The organism is Paucibacter aquatile (genome assembly GCF_002885975.1).
Lineage (GTDB): Bacteria > Pseudomonadota > Gammaproteobacteria > Burkholderiales > Burkholderiaceae_C > Paucibacter_A > Paucibacter_A aquatilis.
Genome location: NZ_POSP01000003.1, coordinates 2,379,022 through 2,400,932, shown reverse-complemented (window position 1 = coordinate 2,400,932; position 21,911 = coordinate 2,379,022). Strand labels below are relative to the sequence as shown.

At 67.8% G+C, this 21,911-nt stretch carries 16 protein-coding genes; 8 read left to right on the top strand and 8 right to left on the bottom strand.

Going from position 1 to position 21,911, the window contains the following annotated elements:
• Window positions 1–24: 24 nt before the first annotated feature.
• The 3 genes from C1O66_RS13530 to C1O66_RS13520 all read right to left on the bottom strand — a co-directional run bounded on the left by C1O66_RS13530 (window position 25) and on the right by C1O66_RS13520 (window position 2,389).
• Window positions 25–468 carry a type 2 periplasmic-binding domain-containing protein gene (locus C1O66_RS13530; RefSeq protein WP_207795951.1) on the bottom strand — a complete coding sequence of 148 codons (444 nt, stop codon included), beginning with the start codon at window positions 466–468 and terminating at the stop codon, window positions 25–27.
• Between the two features lie 16 nt (window positions 469–484).
• Entirely contained in the window at window positions 485–1,654 is a 1,170-nt protein-coding gene (locus C1O66_RS13525; RefSeq protein WP_133155210.1) for a TonB-dependent receptor, read from the bottom strand.
• A 141-nt stretch (window positions 1,655–1,795) separates the two neighbouring features.
• Window positions 1,796–2,389: a hemerythrin domain-containing protein gene (locus C1O66_RS13520; protein ID WP_102768359.1), complete on the bottom strand. Its 594-nt coding sequence runs from the start codon at window positions 2,387–2,389 to the stop codon at window positions 1,796–1,798.
• Window positions 2,390–2,589: 200 nt separating this feature from the next.
• Here C1O66_RS13520 and tkt point away from each other — a divergent pair, with 200 nt between their 5' ends.
• From tkt to C1O66_RS23715, 4 genes are all read left to right on the top strand, one after another.
• Window positions 2,590–4,644: a transketolase gene (gene tkt / locus C1O66_RS13515; protein WP_207795950.1), complete on the top strand. Its 2,055-nt coding sequence runs from the start codon at window positions 2,590–2,592 to the stop codon at window positions 4,642–4,644.
• A 55-nt stretch (window positions 4,645–4,699) separates the two neighbouring features.
• Window positions 4,700–5,716 (top strand): hypothetical protein, encoded by a 1,017-nt coding sequence (locus C1O66_RS13510; RefSeq protein WP_133155209.1) that lies wholly within the window; start codon window positions 4,700–4,702, stop codon window positions 5,714–5,716.
• A gap of 121 nt (window positions 5,717–5,837) precedes the next feature.
• Complete coding sequence (gene gap / locus C1O66_RS13505) at window positions 5,838–6,836, top strand: type I glyceraldehyde-3-phosphate dehydrogenase (protein WP_102768356.1); 999 nt, start codon at window positions 5,838–5,840, stop codon at window positions 6,834–6,836.
• A 253-nt stretch (window positions 6,837–7,089) separates the two neighbouring features.
• Window positions 7,090–9,945, top strand: a complete 2,856-nt coding sequence (locus C1O66_RS23715) for a S8 family peptidase (protein ID WP_133155208.1) — start codon at window positions 7,090–7,092, stop codon at window positions 9,943–9,945.
• Here the strand turns inward: C1O66_RS23715 and C1O66_RS13495 are convergent.
• Genes C1O66_RS13495 through C1O66_RS13485 form a run of 3 tightly spaced genes read right to left on the bottom strand, consistent with a single transcriptional unit; the run spans window position 9,919 to window position 12,093 of the window.
• Window positions 9,919–10,632, bottom strand: coding sequence for a hypothetical protein (locus C1O66_RS13495; RefSeq protein ID WP_102768355.1), 714 nt, complete (start codon window positions 10,630–10,632; stop codon window positions 9,919–9,921). The genes C1O66_RS23715 and C1O66_RS13495 overlap by 27 nt on opposite strands.
• Before the next feature lie 22 nt (window positions 10,633–10,654).
• Window positions 10,655–11,545, bottom strand: coding sequence for a biotin--[acetyl-CoA-carboxylase] ligase (locus tag C1O66_RS13490; RefSeq protein WP_102768354.1), 891 nt, complete (start codon window positions 11,543–11,545; stop codon window positions 10,655–10,657).
• A gap of 17 nt (window positions 11,546–11,562) precedes the next feature.
• On the bottom strand, window positions 11,563–12,093 hold the full coding sequence (locus C1O66_RS13485) for an SET domain-containing protein (protein ID WP_102768353.1): 531 nt from the start codon (window positions 12,091–12,093) through the stop codon (window positions 11,563–11,565).
• A 147-nt stretch (window positions 12,094–12,240) separates the two neighbouring features.
• Here C1O66_RS13485 and C1O66_RS13480 point away from each other — a divergent pair, with 147 nt between their 5' ends.
• The 3 genes from C1O66_RS13480 to C1O66_RS13470 all read left to right on the top strand — a co-directional run bounded on the left by C1O66_RS13480 (window position 12,241) and on the right by C1O66_RS13470 (window position 18,015).
• Window positions 12,241–14,934 (top strand): DNA topoisomerase III, encoded by a 2,694-nt coding sequence (locus C1O66_RS13480; protein WP_243392793.1) that lies wholly within the window; start codon window positions 12,241–12,243, stop codon window positions 14,932–14,934.
• A 173-nt stretch (window positions 14,935–15,107) separates the two neighbouring features.
• Window positions 15,108–16,964, top strand: coding sequence for an ATP-binding protein (locus C1O66_RS13475; protein ID WP_102768352.1), 1,857 nt, complete (start codon window positions 15,108–15,110; stop codon window positions 16,962–16,964).
• A 61-nt stretch (window positions 16,965–17,025) separates the two neighbouring features.
• Entirely contained in the window at window positions 17,026–18,015 is a 990-nt protein-coding gene (locus C1O66_RS13470; RefSeq protein WP_102768351.1) for an AEC family transporter, read from the top strand.
• A 12-nt stretch (window positions 18,016–18,027) separates the two neighbouring features.
• Here the strand turns inward: C1O66_RS13470 and C1O66_RS13465 are convergent, their stop codons facing one another.
• Together C1O66_RS13465 and C1O66_RS13460 are read right to left on the bottom strand one after the other, a co-directional pair.
• Window positions 18,028–20,598 (bottom strand): M56 family metallopeptidase, encoded by a 2,571-nt coding sequence (locus tag C1O66_RS13465; RefSeq protein ID WP_102768350.1) that lies wholly within the window; start codon window positions 20,596–20,598, stop codon window positions 18,028–18,030.
• The gene (locus C1O66_RS13460; RefSeq protein WP_102768349.1) at window positions 20,591–21,007 is read right to left on the bottom strand and encodes a BlaI/MecI/CopY family transcriptional regulator; all 417 of its coding nucleotides are present in this window, start codon (window positions 21,005–21,007) and stop codon (window positions 20,591–20,593) included. The genes C1O66_RS13465 and C1O66_RS13460 overlap by 8 nt, the downstream gene beginning before the upstream one ends.
• Before the next feature lie 159 nt (window positions 21,008–21,166).
• Between C1O66_RS13460 and C1O66_RS13455 the strand changes: the two genes are divergently transcribed.
• Window positions 21,167–21,904 (top strand): SDR family NAD(P)-dependent oxidoreductase, encoded by a 738-nt coding sequence (locus C1O66_RS13455; RefSeq protein ID WP_102768348.1) that lies wholly within the window; start codon window positions 21,167–21,169, stop codon window positions 21,902–21,904.
• The last annotated feature ends 7 nt before the right edge of the window (window positions 21,905–21,911 follow it).

Genomic DNA, 21,911 nt, shown 5'->3' with positions numbered 1-21,911 from the left:
GAGCCGCAGCGAGCCCGCGCTTGCTCAGCGCTTGACGACCTTGACGCTGGAATTGGCCTTGCCGGCCTCCACATAGCCAATGGCGCCTGGTGTCGAGGCCACGAACTTCAGCACTTCGTCGTCGCCACCCAGTTCCTTCGGTGGTTTGGCGCCGCCGGTGAAGATCTGGCGCGCCCACAAGGCCTTGAGCTGGGACTGGTTCTTCTTGAGCACCTTGTTGCCGAAGTCTTCGCGGGCGGCTCCGTCCTTCTGGTCCACCGGGATGGCCTCGCCGCCGCCGGCAAAGGTCTTGGTCTGGCCGAGGAAGATCTTGCTGATCTGCTCGTCATCCAATGCCGTCGCATTGCTGGGGTGGACGATGACCACGGTGTCGGCCTGCGCGGCCGAGGCCAGCAGGCTGAGGCAGAGGCTGGCTGCGGCGAGTGCGGCCGTGTGGCGGCGCGTGCTGTGCGTTTGGTGTTGCGTCATGATGGCTGCCCCTCGCTCAGAAGACAAAGTCATAGGACAGGGTCACGAGCTTGCGGCGCACATCGTTGCCGTCCAGCAAGTCCCAGCGGCTGCGGTCGTACTGCGCCTTGATCGAGCTGGTGTCACTGAGGTCGTAGCGCAGACTGAAGCTGGTCATCGCGTCTTTCTCGACCAGGGTCGTGAAGGCCGCGTTGTAGGCCTTCAGCTGACTGACGGTGACCATGGGCGTGAACTTGTCGAAGCGGTAGCCGGCGCCGATCATGCGACCGCGGTAGCTCCCGCGGGCCGGTGAGCGGTTGATGTAGGAGATCTCGCTGCGCAACAGCCAGTTGTCCTTGTCGATGACGAAGGACAGGGCGGCGAAGGTTTGCGGCGAGTGCGTGCCGGTGGCCGGATCGGGCGAGGTTTGCACGCCCTCACGGAATTGCTGCTGCTTGGACTTGTTCAGCGCCAGGCGGGCGGTGAACCAGTCGCGGTTGATTTCGAGGTCGATGCCCCACATCTGATCCCAGTTGATGTCCGAGGGCGCGGCGGTCTCGAGCTTGGCGATCGGGTTTTTCTTGGTGTGTTCGCTGCCGACGTAGGCATTCGATTTCACCGCCCAGCCAGCCACATCGCCGCGGTAGGTCAGGTTGGCGCCGTTGTAGTTGACGACGGCCCAGCCGTAGACATCAGGCGGCACGCGCACCCAGCTGTAGGCGTAGCTGACGTCCTGGTAGTCGGAGTAGAAGAACAGCGGCAAGCGCTTGCGGCCCAGCTGTACGGTCAGCTGCGGGGTCAGGTTGTAGGACAGGTAGGCCCATTCCAGATCGGCCTTGGCCTTCTGCGCCGCATGGCGTGCCACACCCTGTGCGGTGAAGGACAGATCGGGGGTGAAGGTCCAGTTGCCCTGCAGACCGATGCGCGACTCGGGTTTGAGCGACCACTTCTGCTCGTAGACCGAGCCGTGCGAGAAGTCCGCTATCAGGCAAGGGCAGTTCCACTGCGTGCCGTCGGGATAGCCGATGTCGATGCCTCCAGCGCTGACCACCTTGCCGAGGGTGACGTTGCCGAAGCCGGAGTAGCTGAAGTCCACAGCCTGGCTGAGGCCGCTGGCGCCGAGCAGGCCGATCGCCAGACTCAAGGGCTTGAGCAGCGAGCGCGTGCGTGGAGAGGCGGGGGGCGTGAGAAGAGGGAGCTTTCGCATCTTGGGTCCTTCCAATGGATCAACAGCACCATCGCAGCGAGATGCCTGTCTCCGTTTATCGCCCGATGCCCGCTCAGGTCTGAGTCAGAACAGGGTGTTGTTTATCGCCCATTTGTGCGTTGTTCGCGCGAGACGATCGACCTACAAGGCCGGCCCGAAACCCAGCGGCGCTGGCAAGGCGCGCAGCACCGTCTGCACCAGAGCCTGGTAGGGCGCATCCACCGCGTGGCCGGCCAGCGGGTCTCGGTTGCCGGCAAAGGCCTCGTCGAGCTCGGCCCAGTCTTGCGCACTCAGATGCTGCAAGGCCAGGGGCAGGACCTGTGTTTCCTCCACCTGCATGTGCTGCAGATAGCCGTGGACATAGCGCTCGCAGAGCTGCTCGAAGGCCTCACGCCGGCTCTCGCCCATGATCTCGAAGGCCAGCAGCGCATGCTCCAGATCGCGGATGGCACGTTCGCCGCGCAGATGGTCTTCGTCCAGCCGATCCAGCACGCTGCGGATCTCGGGCGCCCGGGCGCGCAGCTTGGGGAAGAGCAGGCTGCTTTCCTTGGGGTGGTGCAAGCGCTCGGGAAACTCGTCCAGATAGAACAGCATGGCGCGTAGGGCGGCGAAGTCAGGCTGCGCCTGGCGCCGGCGCAACTCGGCCAACAGCAAGGGCAGGGATCTCAGCATGGCAGCCAGGGCGCGATGTTCGTCGCAGATCACCTGCAGGGCCAGCGGGCGGGTCGTGGGCATGGAACCTCCGGGGCGGCGCGGCGAGAGAAGGAGGGAAGGCGCACGCAGCTGCAAGACTGGCAGATTCCGGCGGCACGAATTTGCGCTGCATCAAGGGTCGGCGGCCCATTTCGGCAAGGCTGGCGCGCGGGTCGGGCGCCAGGCCCACGCCGGCCAAGTAAAATCCGGGATTACCCCGCAACTCTCCCTTCCGCACGCACATGGCAACTACCGCTGCTCGCAACCCCACCCTGATGGCCAACGCCATTCGCGCACTGGCCATGGACGCCGTGCAGCAAGCCAACTCGGGCCACCCGGGCGCGCCCATGGGCATGGCCGACATCGCCGTGGCCCTGTGGAGCCGCCATCTGCGTCACAACCCGGCCAACCCGCAATGGGCCAACCGTGACCGCTTCGTGCTGTCCAACGGCCACGGTTCGATGCTGATTTACGCCCTGCTGCATCTGTCGGGCTATGAGCTGCCGATCGAAGAGCTCAAGGCCTTCCGCCAGCTGCACAGCAAGACCCCGGGCCACCCGGAAGTGGGCATCACCCCGGGCGTGGAAACGACCACCGGCCCGCTGGGTCAGGGCATCACCAATGCCGTGGGTCTGGCCTTGGCCGAGAAAATGCTGGCCAAGGAATTCAACATCGACGAGCACCAGGTCGTCGACCACCACACCTATGTGTTCCTGGGTGACGGCTGCCTGATGGAAGGTATCAGCCACGAAGCCGCCTCGCTGGCCGGCGCCTGGAAGCTGAACAAGCTGATCGCCATTTACGACGACAACGGCATCTCCATCGACGGCCAGGTCGCCCCCTGGTTCGCCGACAACACCGCCCAGCGTTTCGAAGCCTATGGCTGGAACGTGGTCGGCCCGGTGGACGGCCATGATGTCGACGCCGTCGACGCCGCCATTGCCGAAGCCAAGAAGAGCAGCGTCAAGCCGACCCTGGTGATCGCCAAGACCCATATCGGCAAGGGCTCGCCGAACCGCGCCAACACTGCCAAGGCCCACGGCGAGCCGCTGGGTAACGAGGAAATCAAGCTGACTCGCGAGCAGCTGGGCTGGGCGCACGAGCCCTTCGTGATCCCGCAAGAGGTGTATGCCGACTGGGATGCCAAGGCCGCGGGTGCTGCTCTGGAGTCCGCCTGGGACGAGCGTTTCGACGCCTACGCCACCGCTCACCCCGAGCTGGCCGCCGAGTTCGCCCGCCGCATGGCCGGCGTGCTGCCTGCCAACTTCGCCCAGACCGCCGTCGACGCCGTGGTCGCGGCCCACGGCAAGGCCGAAACGGTCGCCAGCCGCAAGGCCAGCCAGATCGCCCTGGAAGCCTTCACCGCCGCCGTGCCTGAACTGCTGGGCGGCTCGGCCGACCTGACCGGCTCCAACCTGACCAACACCAAGTCGACCCCGGCCTTCCGCGTCGAGGCCGATGGCAGCAGCAACGGCGGCCGCCACATCAACTACGGCGTGCGCGAGTTCGGCATGGCCGCCATCATGAACGGCGTGGCCCTGCACGGCGGCTACATCCCCTACGGCGGCACCTTCCTGACCTTCAGCGACTACAGCCGCAATGCCATCCGCATGGCCGCGCTGATGAAGCAGCGCGTCATCCATGTGTTCACCCACGATTCCATCGGCCTGGGCGAAGACGGCCCGACCCACCAGTCGATCGAGCATGTCGCCTCGCTGCGCCTGATCCCGGGCCTGGATGTCTGGCGCCCGGCCGACACCACCGAAACCGTGGTCGCCTGGACCATGGCCATCGGCAACGCCCAGCGCCCCAGCGTGCTGGCCCTGTCGCGCCAGAACCTGCCCTACGCACCCAAGACCGCCGTCGATGACATCGCCAAGGGCGCTTACGTGCTGAGCGAGCCCAGCGATGCCGGCCTGAAGAAGAAGGCCCGTGGCGTCATCATCGCCACCGGCTCCGAAGTGCAGCTGGCTCTGGCGGCGCAAGCCACCCTGGCCCAGCAAGGCATCCCGGTGCGCGTGGTCTCCATGCCCTCGACCACCGTGTTCGACCGCCAGGACCTGACCTACAAGAAGGCCGTGCTGCCGGAAGGCCTGCCGCGCGTCGCAGTGGAAATGGGCGTCAGCGATGGCTGGTGGAAGTACGGCGTCGCCGCCGTCGTCGGCATCGACAGCTACGGCGAATCCGCCCCCGCCCCGGTGCTGTTCAAGCACTTCGGCTTCACCGCCGAGAACGTGGTCGACACGGTCAAGGTGGCGCTGGGTGTGGCCAAGCTGAAGGGCGGCAAGAAGCGCTGAGATTCAGCTAAGCTCGCGACCTTTCACCCTGGCCGATAAAGACAAGGAGGAGCGCTTGAACCACCTATCGAAGAACACGGGGTTTGAGCGCATGCTGGTGGTGCTGGGTCTGCTGAGCGGATTCGGTGTTGCTGCGCATGCACAAACCGCATCGGATGTGACGCCGCCTTCACTGGCACAGTCGCTCAGCTGCTTGGTTCGCAAGGAGAAGCCGCCGGTGTATCCGAACGAGCTCGAGAGAAGCCGTGCGGGCGGCTTCATGCGCGTCCAGCTGCACTTCCATCAAGCCGATGCGGCGCCCCTTGTTGACGTGCTGACGAACACGGCAGCGCCCGAGATGCAGGAGCAGGTGTTTCGCTTCCTCGAGGGCTATCGCTTGCCCTGCCTCACAAGCACGGAGGGGCCGGTCAAGGCGGTGCAGGAGTTCAACTTCACGAACACGCAGCGAGAGCCTTTGCCGCTGGCGCGACAGAACAAGGACGAGTTCTGTGTCGTCATGCCTCGAGAGCCGATCGAGGCGCCGACGCCATGGCCGGGTGATCGTGACGTGGAGCATGTCGTTGTCGTGCTGGGATTCCACGGCGATGGGAAGCAGCCGCCGGATGTGAAGCTCATTCATTCCACGGCCTCGAAGCGCTTTGAGGACGTGGTTCGTGAGCGTGTGGCGAAGTACCGCATGCCTTGCCGTACGGGGGCTGAACAGCCCCGGTTCGTTGAGCAGCGATTCAGCTACAACCCACCGGGCGTGCGTCGTTATGCCTTGAAGCGGGACGTTTTGGGATTGGGTGAGTTCCTCGGAATGACCGCAGGAATCCGAGGCGTGAATGCCGACTTTGACTTCAGCACCATGAATTGCCCTTTCAAGGTGGATTACTCCATTCTTGGGCCACACCTGCCGAACGAAGTCAGGGCTGGCAAGCCAGACCCCAACCGCGCCGCCTTTCTCAAGTGGCTGTCTGAGCGGCAACTGGCCTTTGCCAGCGACAAGCAGGCCAACGAATTGTTCGGCGAAGTGCTCCAGATCCAAGTGCCCTGCGGCACCCTGAAGCTCGAAGCCGAGGCGCAAAGCTGATGCAATGCGACGCCGCCCGCACCCGACTCATCCGTTCAGGCGCCCCGGTGCTTGCCGGGTTTGAACCGAGTTCCCTTTTCTCAATTCATTCAATCTCCAACCTGAACAGGAGTCTTTCCTCATGACGATCAAGATCGGTATCAACGGCTTCGGCCGCATCGGCCGCATGGTGTTCCGCGCTGCCATCGCCAACTTCAAGGAAATCGAAGTGGTCGGCATCAACGACCTGCTCGAGCCTGACTATCTGGCCTACATGCTCAAGTACGACAGCGTGCACGGCAAGTTCGACGGCGAAGTCTCGGTGGACGGCAACACCCTGGTTGTCAATGGCAAGGCCATCCGCCTGACCCAGGAGCGTGATCCCGCCAACCTGAAGTGGAACGAAGTCGGCGCCGACATCGTCGTCGAAGCCACCGGCCTGTTCCTGGACAAGGCTTCGGGCGAAAAGCACCTGGCCGCTGGCGCCAAGAAGGTTGTGTTCTCGGCACCGTCGAAGGACGACACCCCGATGTTCGTGTTCGGTGTGAACCACAACACCTACGCCGGCCAGGCCATCATCTCCAACGCCTCGTGCACCACCAACTGCCTGGCCCCCCTGGCCAAGGTGCTGAACGACAAGTGGGGCATCAAGCGCGGCCTGATGACCACTGTGCACGCCGCCACCGCCACGCAAAAGACCGTGGACGGCCCGAGCAACAAGGACTGGCGCGGTGGCCGCGGCATCCTGGAAAACATCATCCCCTCGAGCACCGGCGCAGCCAAGGCCGTGGGCGTGGTGATCCCCGAGCTGAACAAGAAGCTGACCGGCATGAGCTTCCGCGTGCCGACCTCCGACGTCTCGGTGGTGGACCTGACCGTCGAGCTAAACAATGAAGCCTCGTACAAGGACATCTGCGCCGAGTTCAAGGCCCAGTCTGAAGGCGCACTGAAGGGCGTGCTGGGGTACACCGAAGAGAAGGTCGTGGCGACCGACTTCCGCGGCGACGCCCGCACCTCCATCTTCGACGCCGACGCCGGCATCGCCCTGGACGGCACCTTCGTCAAGCTGGTGGCCTGGTACGACAACGAGTGGGGCTACTCGAACAAGGTGCTCGAGATGGTGCGCGTCATCGCCAAGTGATGCCGCAGCCCGCGCGCCACGCGGCGCGCTGAGCACACCGGGGCCTTGCCATGGCGGCAAGGCCCTTTTTTTGCGCCTGCGCGGTGCGCATGGCAAGCCTTTTCTCTGTGTCAACAAGCGGGGGCAAAGGAATCTTTTCTTTACGCCGAGGCATTTCAGGCCGCTCTAAACTGGCGCGACAGCGCTCGGGCAGCCCTGCTCGACGGCCTCGCCATTGCTCGCCTATATTCATTCCGGCCCAGGAGCTTGCCCCATGAAAACCACCCCCCTCGGCCTGAGCCTTTGCCTTTCACTGCTGGCCATCGCCTGGGCCCCCACGGTGCCTGCGCAGACCGCGCCGCTGGTGGCTGCTGCGGCTGCCGAAGCGCAAGCCCGCGTCATCGTGCGCTTCAAGCCCGCGGCGGCCAGCGTGCGGGCCAAGGCCATGTCGGTGTCCATGAGCCGCAGCGCGGCCATGGATGTGGCGCAGACCCGCGCCACCGGCCTGGGCCTGCGCAGCGGCCTCAATGCCCGCACGCGCCAGGGCCTGCGCGCGCTACGCAGCCTGGATGAGCGCACCCATGTCATCGTTGCCAGCGGCATCAGCTCGGCCGCCCTGGCCCAGCAGCTGGCGCTCGATTCGGAAGTGGAAATGGCCGTGGTCGATCAGCGCCGCCGTCACACCCGCCTGCCCAACGACCCCTTCTACGCCACCGCCCTGCCCAGCGGTCCCAGCGTCGGCCAGTGGTACCTGAAGCCCCCGAGCAGCGTGCCTGGCGAGGTGGTGTCCAGCATCAATGCGCCGGCCGCCTGGGACATCAACACCGGCCACAGCAGCATCGTCGTGGCCGTGCTGGACACCGGCATTCGCAAAGACCACCCCGAGCTGGCGGCCCAGATCGTCGGCGGCTACGACATGGTGGGCCTGAACTCATCGAGTGCCCAGGCCACGGCCACCGCCAACGACGGCGATGGCGCCGATGCCGACGCCTCCGACCCCGGCGACTGGGTCAGCCAGGCCGACATCAATGCCGGCACCCTGGGCAGCAGTTGCGACGCCAGCGACATCGGCAACAGCTCCTGGCATGGCACGCGCGTGGCCGGCCTGATCGCCGCCGCCTCCAACAACGGCGCCGGCATGGCCGGCGTGGCTTGGGGCGTGAAGATCCTGCCGGTGCGCGTGCTGGGCAAATGCGGCGGCTACGACTCCGACATCATTGCCGGCATGCAATGGGCGGCCGGCGTGGCCGTGCCCGGCCTGCCCAGCAATCCCAACCCCGCCAAGGTGCTGAACATGAGCCTGGGCGGCAGCGGTGCCTGCGGCACCACGGGCACCGGCCAGCTGTACCGCAATGCCATCAGCGCCGTCACCGCGCGTGGCGCCAGCATCGTCGTCGCCGCCGGCAACAGCGAGGGCCTGGCGGTCGGCCTGCCGGGCAACTGCCCCGGCGTGATCACGGTCACCGGCCTGCGCCATGTCGGCAGCAAGGTCGGCTTCTCCAGCATCGGCCCCGAGGTCAGCATCGCAGCCCCGGGCGGCAACTGCGTGAACCTCAGCGGCGCCTGCCTCTACCCCATGTTCAGCACCACCAACAGCGGCACGACCACGCCGGTGGTGGGGGATGCGGCCTACACCAACAACGGCGCTTCGGTGGGCACCAGCTTTTCCACCCCGGTGGTGGCCGGCACCGTGGCCCTGATGCTCTCGGTGCGCCCGAGCATGACGCCGGCCGAGGTGCTGAGCACCTTGCGCAGCACCGCACGCCCCTTTGTCACCAGCGGCGGCACGGCCGGCATCCCGCAATGCACGGCGCCGACCTCGGCCACCCAGGACGAGTGCTACTGCACCACCAGCACCTGCGGTGCCGGCATGCTGGACGCCGGTGCGGCCGTGGCCGCGGCGCGGGCCGCCAATGGCGCGGTGATCCAGATCGTCAGCACCCCGAGCACGCCGCTGGCCGGCAATCCGCTGAGCCTGAGCGCCAGCAGCAGCACCTTGGGCACCGGCCGTAGCATCGCCAGCGCCGCCTGGACGCTGAGCTCGGGCGGCGGCATCGTCAGCGCTTTCAGCGCCGGCGCCAACACGCAAACCGTCACCCTCACGCCCAGCGGCGCCGGCAGCTTCAGCGTCAGCTTGCAGCTGATCGACGACCTGGGCACGGTTCACACCAGCACCCGGACAATCACGGTCTCGGCCGTTGGCAGCACGGCTCAGACGATTGCCTTCACGGCGCCCAGCGGCCTGGTGTTCGGCCAGGCGCCCAGCAGCCTGGTGGCCACCGCCAGCTCGGGCCTGCCGGTCAGTTTCAGCAGCAGCACGTCTGCGGTCTGCACGGTCAGTGGCAGCAGCCTGACCCTGGTGGCGGGCGGCACCTGCACCGTGGTGGCCAGCCAGGCCGGCAGCTCCGTGTTTGCCGCGGCCCCTTCGGTCAGCCGCAGCTTCACGGTCTCGCCCGCGAGCCAGAGCATCAGCTTCCCGGCCGTGGCCGATCAAGTCCTGGGCACGGCGGCCCCGGCCCTGGCTGCAACGGCCAGCTCGGGCCTGAGTGTCAGCTTTGAAAGCAGCACGCCGGGCGTGTGTACGGTCAGCGGCACGTCTTTGAGTCTGCTCAGTTCCGGCGTTTGCACGGTGCTGGCCAAGCAGGCCGGCAACAGCAGCTACCAGGCTGCGGCCGACGTGGCGCGCAGCTTCAATGTGGCCGGCACGCCGCAGACCATCGCCTTCTCAGCCATCGCCAACCAGACCCTGGGCACGGCCATGCCGGCCCTGGCGGCCACGGCCAGCTCGGGCCTGGCGGTCAGTTACAGCTCCAGCACGACGGCGGTCTGCACGGTCAGCGGCACTGCGGTGTCGCTTCTGACGGCGGGCACCTGCACGCTGACGGCCAGCCAGGCCGGCAATGCCAGCTTTGCGGCTGCCAGCCCGGTGTCGCAGAGCTTCACGGTATCGGCCGCCTCGGGCACGACGCCGGGAGGCAGCACCAGCTCGGGCGGTGGAGGTGGTGGTGGCGGCGCTTTCAGCGGCCTGTGGCTGGCCCTGCTGGCGCTGGCGGCCTGGGCTTTGCGCTCGGGTACCGCGGAGCGCGGTGAAATGAGCCGTCGCTCAGCGGCCGCCGCTGGTCGGGCTTGACGCGCTGGCTGCGGCGCTGGCCGCCAAGCTGGCCGCGGCGCCCGTGCAGCTCTTGAAGCCGGCCGCTAGAGCGGGGCTCTTGAGGCTCTTCAGCTGGGCGCGGCGTGCGCCGTCGGCTTGTACGAAGACCAAGGTGTGGCGGTTGATCGGTGCCTGCAGTTGCAGCACCTGCAGGCCTTTGACTGCGCGCTGGCCCAGGCGATCAATTTGCAGCTGGGCCGCCTTCTCGCTGGCATGGCGGCTCAGCAGCAGGGCTGGCATCTCGGCCGGCACGCCGCTCAGAGGCTCGTAGCTGATCTTGAGCTTCTTCAGCACCTCTTCCTTGCGGCCTTGCAGGTCTTTGTTGGGGAAGCGGGTGGTGGCCACGGCCCAGACGCCAGCCTGCTCGTTGTGCAGGGCCTGCCATTCGCTGGCGGGCACGCCGGCATTGGCCAGCACGGTCTGTGCCGCCTGCAGGGCCGCGTCACCCTCCAGCGGGCCCAGCTCCACGCAGGCGCGCTGCTGCAGGGCCTTGGCGGCCGAGGGGCTCAGCAGCTCGATGCGCTCGGGGTTCTGTTGGCGAGCCAGTCGCTCGGGCTCGCGATCGCCGCTGGCCTTGATGCCGACGAAGCCATCCAGCCAGCCCTGGGTCCAGCTGAAAAACAGCCCGTTGAGAATCAGCAGCAGGGCGAGCAGGGCACGAAGCATGGTGGTCGTGGGGGCTGGGGCTTCAGCGGCCGGTGGCCGGGGCGGCGGGCGGCGTGCTCAGGCGCAGGCTGACTTCACCGGCGCTGACGCTTTGCAGGCCCTGGGCCGTGTCGACCTGCAGCGAACCATCGGCGGCCACGCCGCGGGCGATGCCTTCCAGGGCGCCGGCGCTGACGGGCTGGCCCAAGGTCAGGTCACGCCGGGCATAGGCCTCGGTCCAGGCCGCAAAGCCGCCCTGCGGGAAGTCGCGCAGGCAGCGCGCCATGGCCGGGGCGATGCGGGCCAGGACGGTGGGGCCGTCCAGCGTGGCATCGAACTCGCTCAGCGAGGCAAAGCCGGTGTTGAAGGTGGCGCCGGGCTGGGTGTCGGGCTCGCCGGCCAGGGCCTGGATGTTCAGGCCCACGCCGATGATGACCATGCGCTGCTCGCCGGCGGGCACGGTCTCGATCAGGATGCCGCCCAGCTTGCGGCCATCCAGCCACAAATCATTGGGCCACTTCAGTTCCAGCCGCGGCCGCTGGCCGGCGGCCAGGCAGCTGCTGGGTTCCAGGGCCTCGGCAATCGCGCAGCCGATGGCCAGGGACAGGCCACCCCAGTCGGCCAGATCCAGCGGCAGGCCCAGGGAGAAGGTCAGCGAGGCGCCGGGGCTGGACAGCCAGGCGCGGCCTTGGCGGCCGCGGCCGTGGGTCTGGTGCTCGGCCACCAGCAGGCAGGGCTGCATGTCGTGGGCGCGGCGGCCGTAGCGGCTTTCCGTGCCTTGCTGGGCCTGGCTGCGCACCCGCTCCAGCAGGGCGGTATTGGTGGAGGCGGTGCGGGCCAGCACTTCGATGCTGATGCCGGGCAGCAAGGGGGTCAGGTCTTGCCAGAGGGCTTCGGCTTTCCAGTCGAGATGGCTGCGTTCGGAGAGGCTCATGGGTGGCGGAACATCACTCAGCGTTTGGGCGCCAGCATGGTGCCACGGCAGAAGGGGCTGCCGCAGTAGCAGGCGAACTCTTTCTTCAGCTTCGGGGTGTAGCGCTCGTCGATGGTGAGGCCGTAGTCATAAAACAACTCTTCACCGGGGGACAGGTCTTGCAGGGCCTTGATGAAGACGCGGCCCTTGATCTCGTCGGTCTCGCAGTTGGGCTCGCAGGAGTGGTTGATCCAGCGCGAGCTGTTGCCGCCGTAGAGGGCATCGATGACGCGGCCGTCCTCGATGTGGAAGTAGAAGGTGTGGTTGGGCTGCTTGGGATCGTGGGGGTGGCGCTCCATGGCCTCGTCCCAACTGATGAGCTCACCCGTGTATTCGATGATGACTTCGCCCGCCTTGATCGGCGCCAGCGCATAGACTCCGCGCCCATGCACACCGGAATTGCGGACCTGGATGCGCCGACCCTTGCCCGCTGCGGCCTTGGCAGGCTGGGCGGGCTTGGCAGCCGGGGCCGAGGCCGGGGCAGACTTTTTGCGAGCGGCTTGCGTCATCGGAAGTTGTGGTTACATTGAATTCATGGGTGTGCGCGCGTGCAGGTACGTATGTGCATGGGCGCGCGCGAGGCCGGATTGTAGGCAGGCCGGAGTCAGCGACTTCGGCCGGCAGCGAATAGACGAGTAGAAAACTTCATCATCATCATGAGCAAGACCCTGATCATTGCCGAGAAGCCGTCCGTGGCGCAGGACATCGTCCGCGCCTTGACCCCCAAGGCGGGGAAGTTCGACAAGCACGATGAATACTTCGAGAGCGAGGACTACGTCGTCAGCTCGGCCGTCGGCCACCTGGTGGAGATCAAGGCGCCCGAGGAGTTCGACGTCAAGCGCGGCAAGTGGAGCTTTGCCAACCTGCCGGTGATCCCGCCGCACTTCGACCTCAACCCCATCGACAAGAGCAAGGGCCGCCTCAATGCCCTGGTCAAGCTGATCCGCCGCAAGGACGTCACCCAGCTGATCAACGCCTGTGACGCGGGCCGCGAAGGGGAGCTGATCTTCCGCTTGATCGTGCAGTACGCTGGCACGGCCAAGGCCGCCATCAACAAGCCGGTGCAGCGCCTGTGGCTGCAGTCCATGACGCCGCAAGCCATACGCGACGGTTTCGACAAGCTCAAGAGCGATGCCCAGATGCTGCCTCTGGCCGATGCCGCGCGCTGCCGCTCCGAGGCCGACTGGCTGGTCGGCATCAATGGCACACGCGCCATGACCGCCTTCAACTCGCGCGACGGCGGCTTCTTCCTGACCACGGTCGGCCGGGTGCAGACGCCGACGCTGTCCATCGTCGTCGAGCGCGAAGAAAAGATCCGCAAGCATGTGGCGCGCGACTACTGGGAAGTGCGCGGCGTCTTCGACGCCCAGGCCGGCCAGTACGAAGGCAAATGGTTCGACCCGAGCTGGAAGAAGGGCGAGGACGCCGAATCGCGCGCCGACCGCATCTGGAACCGCGCCGAGGCCGATGCCATCGCCGCCGCCGCCCTGGGCCAGCCGGCCAGCGTGCGCGAAGAAAGCAAGCCCACCACCAGCAGCTGTGGCGGCCTCTACGACCTGACCACGCTGCAGCGTGAGGCCAACTCACGCTTCGGTTTTTCGGCCAAGACCACGCTGAGCCTGGCCCAGGCCCTGTACGAAAAGCACAAGGTGCTGACCTACCCCCGGACCGACTCGCGCTTCCTGCCCGAGGACTATCTGGCCGTGGCCAAGCAGACCGCCGAGATGATTGCCGGCGAGGACCTGCCCGGCCCCTTGCGTGAGCTGGCGGGCCACGCCCGAAAGGCGCTCAACGAGGGCTATATCAAGCCGACCAAAAAGGTCTTCGACAACAGCAAGGTCTCGGATCACTTTGCCATCATCCCGACCCTGCAGGCGCCCAAGAGCCTGACCGACATCGAGGCCAAGCTCTACGACCTGGTGGTCAAGCGCTTCCTGGCCGTGTTCTTCCCGCCGGCCGAGTTCCTGGTCACCACCCGCATCAGCACCGTCAAGGCCGCGGGCAAGGAGCTGAACTTCCAGACCAATGGCAAGGTGCTGGTCAAGCCGGGTTGGCTGGCCGTCTACGGCAAGGAAGTGCAGGAAGACGACGCCAATCTGGTGGCTGTGGCCCCGGGCGAGGTGGTGCGCACCGAGTCGGTCGATGTGAAGAGCCTGGCCACCAAGCCGCCGGCCCGCTACACCGAAGCGACCCTGCTCTCGGCCATGGAAGGCGCCGGCAAGCTGATCGACGATGAAGAGCTGCGCGCAGCCATGACCGAGAAGGGCCTGGGCACACCAGCGACCCGCGCCGCCACCATCGAAGGCCTGCTGACCGAAAAATACATGTTGCGCGATGGCCGCGAGCTGCTCCCCACGGCCAAGGCCTTCCAGCTGATGACCTTGCTGCGTGGCCTGGACATCAAGGACCTGACCAAGCCCGAGCTGACCGGCGACTGGGAGTTCCAGCTCTCCGAGATGGAAAAGGGGCGCCTGAACCGCGACGAGTTCATGGCCAAGATTGCCGCCATGACCGAGCGCGTGGTGCAAAAAGCCAAGGAATACGACCGCGACACCATCCCTGGCGATTACGCCACCCTGAAGACGCCCTGCCCGAAGTGCAGCGGCGTGGTCAAGGAGAACTACCGTCGCTTCACCTGCACCGGCAAGGATGGCGCTTCGGAGGGCTGCGGCTTCTCGATCGGCAAGATCCCCGGCGGCCGCAGCTTCGAACTGCACGAGGTGGAACAGTTCCTGGCCGACAAGAAGATCGGCCCGCTGGAAGGCTTCCGCTCCAAGGCCGGCTGGCCCTTCACGGCCGAGCTGGCCCTGGTCTTCGACGAGGAGATCCAGAACTGGAAGCTCGAGTTCGACTTCGGCGACGACGGCAAGAACGGCGAGGGCGATGGCGAGGCGGTGGACTTCAGCGCCCAGACCTCGCTGGGCGCCTGCCCCAAGTGTCAGGGCCGGGTCTTCGAGCATGGCAGCAACTACGTCTGCGAGCATGCCGTGGGCGCCGCCATCACCTGCGATTTCAAGAGCGGCAAGATCATCTTGCAGCAACCCATCGAGATCAGCCAGATGCAAAAGCTGCTCAGCGAGGGCAAGACCGCGCTGCTGGAGAACTTCGTCTCCAACAAGACCCGGCGCAAGTTCAAGGCCTTCCTGGCTTACGACAAGAAGGCCGGCAAGGTGAACTTCGAGTTCGAGCCGCGCGCAGCCAAGCCGGGCGTGCCGCTGCGGGGTGCCGCGGCCAAGACGGCGGCTGCCGATGTGGTGAGCGAGGCGCCGGCGGCCAAGAAGGTCGCGGCCAAGAAGGTGGCCGCAAAGAAGGCGCCTGCCAAGAAGGCAGCGGCCAAGAAGGCCGCCTGAAGCCCGGGCGCTGCATGACGCCCACCCCCACTTGCGAGGGGAACTGGGGCTGCTCCTCATCGGCATGGCGCACAAAGGCGCTATGCTGATGCGCAGAGCAGTTGCGTTAGACCCGGGCCGCCCGCGTGCCGCCTCGGTCTGGTCTTGGTCCGGCCCAGGTCAGGAGTGAGTGCATGGCCCCAGTGCGAGTGAGCTTCGGCATCCAGTCCCGCTTGATTCTGGGCATGGCGCTGGCGGCCGGTTTGCTGGCTTTGGCACTGGGTTGGTCCTGGACCTCGCGCGAGGAGCAGGAGCTCAACCTCGCCCTCGACCACCGCCAGACCCGCATGGCCAGCCTGGTCGCCCTGGGCTTTGCCGGGCCGATCTGGAACCTCGACAACATCGCCATCAAGAACCTGCTGGACGCCGTGATGGCGGACCCCGAGGTTCATTCCATCGAGCTGCGCCCGGTCGGCGTCAATGCCGAGCCCCTGCGCCGCCAGCGCAGCGAGCCGGCTGTGGAGCCGCTGAGCCGCCAGTTCGACATCAGCTACCAGGCCGCCCCGGACCTGGCCCCCACGGTGGTGGCCCAGGCCACCCTGGTGCTGAGTCGCGAGGGCGTGTACCGCCAGGTGGCACAGATGCGCCGCTTCGTGGCCAGCTTGCTGGGCGCCATGCTGGCGGCCGTGGTGGCGGCCAGCCTGCTCCTGGTCAATCGCCTGGTGCAGCGCCCGGTGCAGCGCCTGGGCCAGATGGCCCGCCAGGTCTCCGAGGGCCGCTTGGGCGCCACCACCGAGGTCGAGCGCGACGACGAGATCGGTGCCCTGACCGAGCAGTTCAATCTGATGAGCGCCCGCCTGCTGGCCTCATCCGAGGGCCTGCAGCTCAGCGAGGAGCGCTTTCGCAGCCTGTTCGAGAACGCCACCGAGGGCATCTTCCAGTGCGATGCGCGCGGCCGTCTGCTCAGCCTCAACCGCGCCCTGGCCCTGATGCTGGGCTTCCACAGCCCGGCCCAGGCCATGGCTTCGGGCCGGCGCCTGCGCAGCCTGGTGCAGATCGAGGCGCAGGAGTTCAAGCGCATCGCCCTGGCCCTGCAGCGCCACCGCCTGCTGCAGCAGGTGCCGCTCTTGATCGCCACCAACGAGGGGCGCCAGCTCTGGGTGGAGTTGAGCGTCCATGTCGTGCCGGGCGGCGGCGGCCAGGGCCTGCGCATCGAGGGCATGGTCAGCGACATCAGCCTGCGTCGCCAGGCCGAGCAGGAGCTCACGCATTACCGCGACCATCTCGAAGAGGTGGTCACCGAGCGCACCCGCGAGCTCAGCGAGGCCAAGGCCCGGGCCGAGAGCGCCAGCCAGAGCAAGAGCCGCTTCCTGGCCACCATGAGCCATGAGTTCCGCACGCCGCTGAACGCCATCCTCGGCTTCGGCCAGCTGCTGCAGATGGATGCCAGCCTGAGCCCGGCCCAGCAGGCCAAGGTGGGTCAGATCCGCGATGCCGGCGAGCATTTGCTGAGCCTGATCTCCGATGTGCTGGACATGGCCAGCATCGAGGCCGGCAAGGTGCGCCTGCAGCCCAGCTCGGTGGACCTGCGCGCCCTGCTCGATATGGTGGCCGACAGCGTGCGCCTGCGTGCCGAGCAGAAGAACCTGGATTTCCAGGTCGAGATCGACCCGCAGCTGCCGACCCGCGTGCTGGTCGATGGCCAGCGCCTGCGCCAGGTGCTGATGAATCTGCTGTCCAACGCGGTCAAGTTCACCGACCAGGGCCGCTTCGGTCTGCAGGTCAGCCTGGTCGCGCAGCAGGACAGCCGCGCCCGCATTGCCTTTGTTGTGCACGACACCGGCATCGGCATCGCCCGGCGCATGATGGATCGCCTGTTCAAGCCCTTCGAGCAGGTGGCCGAGGACGCACGCTGCCTGGGCGGCACCGGCCTGGGCCTGTCGATCAGCCAGCAGCTGCTGCGCGAGATGGGCGGCGAGATCCGCGTGCGCAGCGAGCTGGGCGAGGGCAGCGTGTTCGAGTTCGAGCTGAGCTTGCCGACCACGCACTGAGCCGGGCGGCTCTCCCGCCGGTTCTCCAGGCCGCTGGCCCGGGCGCGGCATACTGGGCCGCATGAGCTGGATTGTTTTTCACAAGCTGTTGGCCATTCTGATTGCGGTGGCCATCGGCTGGTTTGTCGGCCGCATGCGCTGGCTGGGTGGGGCGGATGCCGGCGGCAGCGGCGGTGACCCGGCGCGGGTGCTGTCGAATGTGGCCTTCTACATCTTCGTGCCCGCCCTGCTGTTTCGCACCACGGCCCGGGTCGAGTTCGCCAGCCTGCCCTGGCTGACGCTGACGGCATTTTTCGCCCCCGTGCTGGGCCTGCTGGTGGCCTTGTATGCCTTGCAGCGCTGGCGCGGTGCGGCGGCCGCCGGTGCGGCCGTGCCCAGCGTGCAGGCCATTACTGCCACCTTTGGCAACACCTTGCAGGTCGGCGTGCCGCTGGCGGCCGGTGTGTTTGGCGAGGCGGGCCTGGCCATCCACATCACCGTGGTCAGCCTGCATGCGCTGAGCATCCTGACCGTGCTGACGGCCCTGGTGGAGCTGGACCTGGCACGTGAGCGCAGCCAGGGCCAGCCCACCGGCCTGGGCAGCCTGCTGGCCAACACCGTGCGCAACACGGTGATCCACCCGGTGGTGCTGCCAGTGGTGGCGGGCCTGTGCTGGAACGCCCTGGGCCTGGGCCTGCCGGCGGTACTCGACGAGGTGCTGCAGATGCTGGGCACGGCCGTGGTGCCGCTGTGCCTGACCCTGATCGGCATGTCCCTGGCCTACCTGGGCTGGCCGCAGCGCTGGACCTCGGTGTTGGGCCTGGTGGCGGCCAAGCTGCTCGTGCTGCCGTCCCTGGTGCTGGGCCTGGGCCTGCTGCTGGGTTTGCGCGGCATGCCGCTGGCTGTGGTGGTCATGATGGCGGCCCTGCCCACCGGCTCCAACGCCCTGATCTTTGCCCAGCGCTACCGCTGTCAGGAGGGTGAGACCACCGCCGCCGTGGTGGTGTCTACCCTGGGCTTTGTGCTGACGGCGCCGCTGTGGCTGGCGCTGCTGCAGCACATGCCGGCTTGAGGGCTGCCAGCCTCAGGGCAGCGAAGGAGCAGCCGGCGGGCGTGGCGGGCTGGGCGGCTTGAGGCGCGAGATGGCAGCCGCCGGTGCGGCGGAGGCCGCGGGCGCGGCCTGGGCTGGCGTGGCCGGCGCGGCCGGTGCTGCCTGGGCCAGGCGGTCCATCACCGGGTCCAGTGCGGCCTCGACCTTGCCGCGCTCATGTTCGCTCAGGCCTCGCGCTGCCTGGCGATAACGGGCCACCAGCTCGGCATCGGCCGGCAAATGGGCCGCCAGGGCGCTGAGCAACTCGGCCCGCTCGAAATCGGAGTCGATGCTGCGTGCGGCATCGAGCACGCCCAGCAGCGCGGTCTTCTGGTGCACGCCGGCATCGAGCAGGGCGCTCAGGGCGATGCGGCGTTCGAAGTCGCTGTCGATGCGGCGGGCCGATTCGCTGTAGGCCCGCAGGGCCGCCTCGGCCTGCGCATCGAGTGCCACCTGGCGCGGCAGCTTTTGGGCCACGGCTTCCAGCGCGATGCGGTGCTCGAAGTCCGAGTCCAGGCTCAGGCTGGCCTGCAGCGCGGCGGCCAGGCTCGGCAGGCTGCCTTGCCGCTCGATCAGCTCGACGATGGCGCTGCGTTTTTCAAAGTCGGAGTCCATGCCTTGCGCCGCCTGCACCCAAGCTTGCAGGGTGGCGGTGTCCGGGCTCAAGCGTGGCGCCAGGCTTTCGAGCACCTGGCGGCGTTCGAAGTCAGAGCTCAAGTTGTTCAGGCTGTTCAGCAGCTCGGCCTGCAGCGCCGGGCTCAGGGCCTGGCCTTCGATCAGGGTCTCCAGCAGCTGGCGGCGCTCGAAATCGGAATCGATGCCGCTGCTGACCTGGATCAGGGTCTGCAGCGTGCTGTCGCTGTGCCGGCCTTGCTTGAGCAAGGCCTCGGCCCGGCTGCGGCGGCGGTGGTCCTCAAGAGCGGGCGCCTGGATGTCGGCCAGCACGCGCGCGACGCCGCCTTGGGCCATGAGGCTGCGAACGCGCTTCTCGCTGCCCTCAATGGTCTCGCCGGCCAGGGCGACGCGATCGCGGAGCCAGGCCTGACCCTCGGCGTCCGGCGTCTGTTCCTTGCCGTCAAGGCTGTAAATCAAGCGCGGTGCCTGGCCGGCTTCGCCCGGCAGGAACTCGGCGCGCCGGTGCCAGCCCTCGCGCCGCTCATCGATCAGCAGGCGGCCCTGGCTGAGGCTTTCGAGCGCGGTCTGGTCCTCGTTGAAGCGCATCTGGCCGCTGAGGCGGATGTCCAGGTTGTGCGAGGGGCTGTTTTTGACGATGCGGGTGCCCATGGCCGAGCCCACACCGAAGCGCGCCTCGAAGCTGTGGCCCAGGTCGCGCAGGCGGCTCAGGTCCAGCGGCTGGCTGTGGCCCACGCCCAGCAAGGGCAGGGCCAGGGCGCACAGGGTCAGGCCGCCGACCAGCACGCGCTTGCGCCAGAGCTCGCGTGCAGGGAGGGCGGTGTAGGGTTCGGGCTTGGGGTTCATGGTCGGGTCTCCGTGCGGGTTGGGGGCAGGGTTCATCAGTGCGTCGATGCGGGCCAGCAGGGGCGAGCGGCCGCTGGCGGCCATGCGGCTCAGCAGCTGCAGGCGCCGCACCGGGTGGGCTGCCTGCTGCAGCTCTTGGGCGCAGCGGTACAGGCTCTCCGCCAGGGCGCGGCGGGCCTGCTCGCGGGCGGCATCGCTGGGTCGGGCGGTGGCCCAGGCGTCGCAGGCCTGTTCGGCCAGGGCGTCGAGCCGGCGCAGAGCCAGGCGGTTCAGGGGTTGCAGCCAGGCCAGCTGGTTCAGCAGCTGGGCGGCCAGGCGCCAGGCCGGATCGCGCCGGCGCAGATGCGCCAGCTCATGGGCCAGCACCGCCTCGCGCTGCGCGGGCGGCAGCTGCAGGGCCCAGGCGGGCAGGCAGATGGCGCCGCCCGGGGCGATCAGGGGGCTGGGCCACTCGGCGCGGCCGAGGCGCAGGGGCGGGGTCGGCAGGCCGGCGGATCGGGCCAGGGTTTGCAGGCAGCCGTGCAGATCGGCATCGTCGTCCAAGCGGGGCAGGCGGCGCGCCTGCACGCGCAGGCGCCACCAGGCCAGGCCGGTGGCCAGCAGGCCCAGACCGGCCAACAGCGCCCAGGCCGCCGCCAGCGCGGCCACGGCGGCACTGGCTTCGGGGGGCAGTTGCAGCCAGGCGCGTGGTGCGGCCGGCGCTTGGCGAGTGGGGCGCTCTGCGCCAGTCATCGGCGCGGGTTCGCGCATCGGTGGGGTCGCTGTGGCGGTCGGCGCGTCGCTTGGCTCCGGGAGGGCGGGGCGCTCGATCGCTGTGCTGGTGGCGGTGGGCGATGCGAGCGGCCCGGCCGTCGGTGCCGGGCTCCAGCTCAGCAGCGTGGCCAGGCCGGCCGTCAGCACCGGGCCGAAAAAGGCCAGGCGCCACAGGGCCTCGCGATGCGAGGCCTGGCGCGGCCGCAGGCGGGCGCTGCGCTCGATCAGCCAGGCGCCACCGAGCAGCAGGCTGCTGTGCAGCAGGTAGTTGAGCAGGCCGCTGCTCAGGCCAGCCAGCAGCAGGGGCGCGTTGATGCTGAGGGGCTCAGTCATGGCTGCCGTCCTTGGGGTTCTTGCTCGTGCCGCCCTTGGCCAGCAGGCGGCGCATCTGCGCCATGTCCTCGTCGGCAATGTCGCCGGCTTTCAGCAGGTGGCTGAGCAGGGCGCTGGCCTTGCCGGCGAACAGGCTGGCCAGCAGGCCGCTGACCATGGACTTCTGCACCTCGGGCTCGGACACGCAGGGGCGGTAGACCAAGGCGCGGGCCTCGCGATCGCAGGCCAGCAGGCCGCGCTTTTCCAGGCGCTGCAGCAAGGTCGCCACGGTGGTGTGAGCCAGGGGTCGGCCTTCGGCGCGCAAGGCCTCGGCCACCTCGGCCGTGCTGGCCTGGCCGCGCTGCCAGAGCACACGCATCAGGCTCAGCTGCAGCTCGCTCAGGCTCAGTTCGCTTTTGTCTTCGGACATGGACTTGCTCTCTACTACAGGTGTCGTACTACAAATGTAGTTGAGCGCCGTGCGCAGCGCAAGCGGGAAGGTGCGCAGTGCGCGTCGGCGGACCGATGGCCTGGCACAGAATGACGCCCACAGCCCGCATGCCGCGGCGCTTGATGCCGGGGAGGGTGCATGGATCTGGGATTGAAAGGCCTGAGGGCAGTGGTGACTGGCGGCTCGGCCGGCATCGGTGCGGCCATCGTGCACGCGCTGGCGGCCGAAGGCTGCGAGGTGGCGTTCTGCGCGCGTGGGCCCGAGCGCATCGCCGCCCGCCTGGCCGAGTTGCAGGCGCTGCAGCTGCCGGGGCGGGTGCAGGCGCGCGCGCTCGATGTGGCCGAGCCGGGCGCCTTCGAGGCCTGGTTGCAGGAGCTCGGGCCGCAGGACATTTTTGTGGCCAATGTCAGCGCGCTCTCGGCCGATTGGTCGCAGGCCTTGGCGCTCGATGTTGCTGCCACCGTGCGCTGCTGTGAGGCCATGCTGCCCTGGCTGCAAGACTCGCCCCAGGCCGCCATCACCTGCATTGGTTCGCGCGCCAGCTCTCAAGCCTGCCCGAATTCCGAAGCCTACGGCGCGGCCAAAGCGGCCGTGGCGCATTACGCGAAGTCGTTGTCGGCCCGTGTGCTGCCGCGGGTGCGGGTCAATCTGGTGTCGCCCGGCGACACCTGGGTCGAGGGCGGATTCTGGGGCCGTATCGCCGAACAGCAGCCCGAGGCCTACCAGCGCGCGCTGCAACGCAACCCGCTGAAGCGTCTGGCTCGCGTGGAGGAGATCGCTCGCGTGGTGGCCTTCATTTCCAGCCCGGCCGCCAGCTTTGTGGCCGGTGCCAACTGGTATGTCGACGGCGGCTCCACCAGCCATGTGCAGCTGTGAGCGCGCC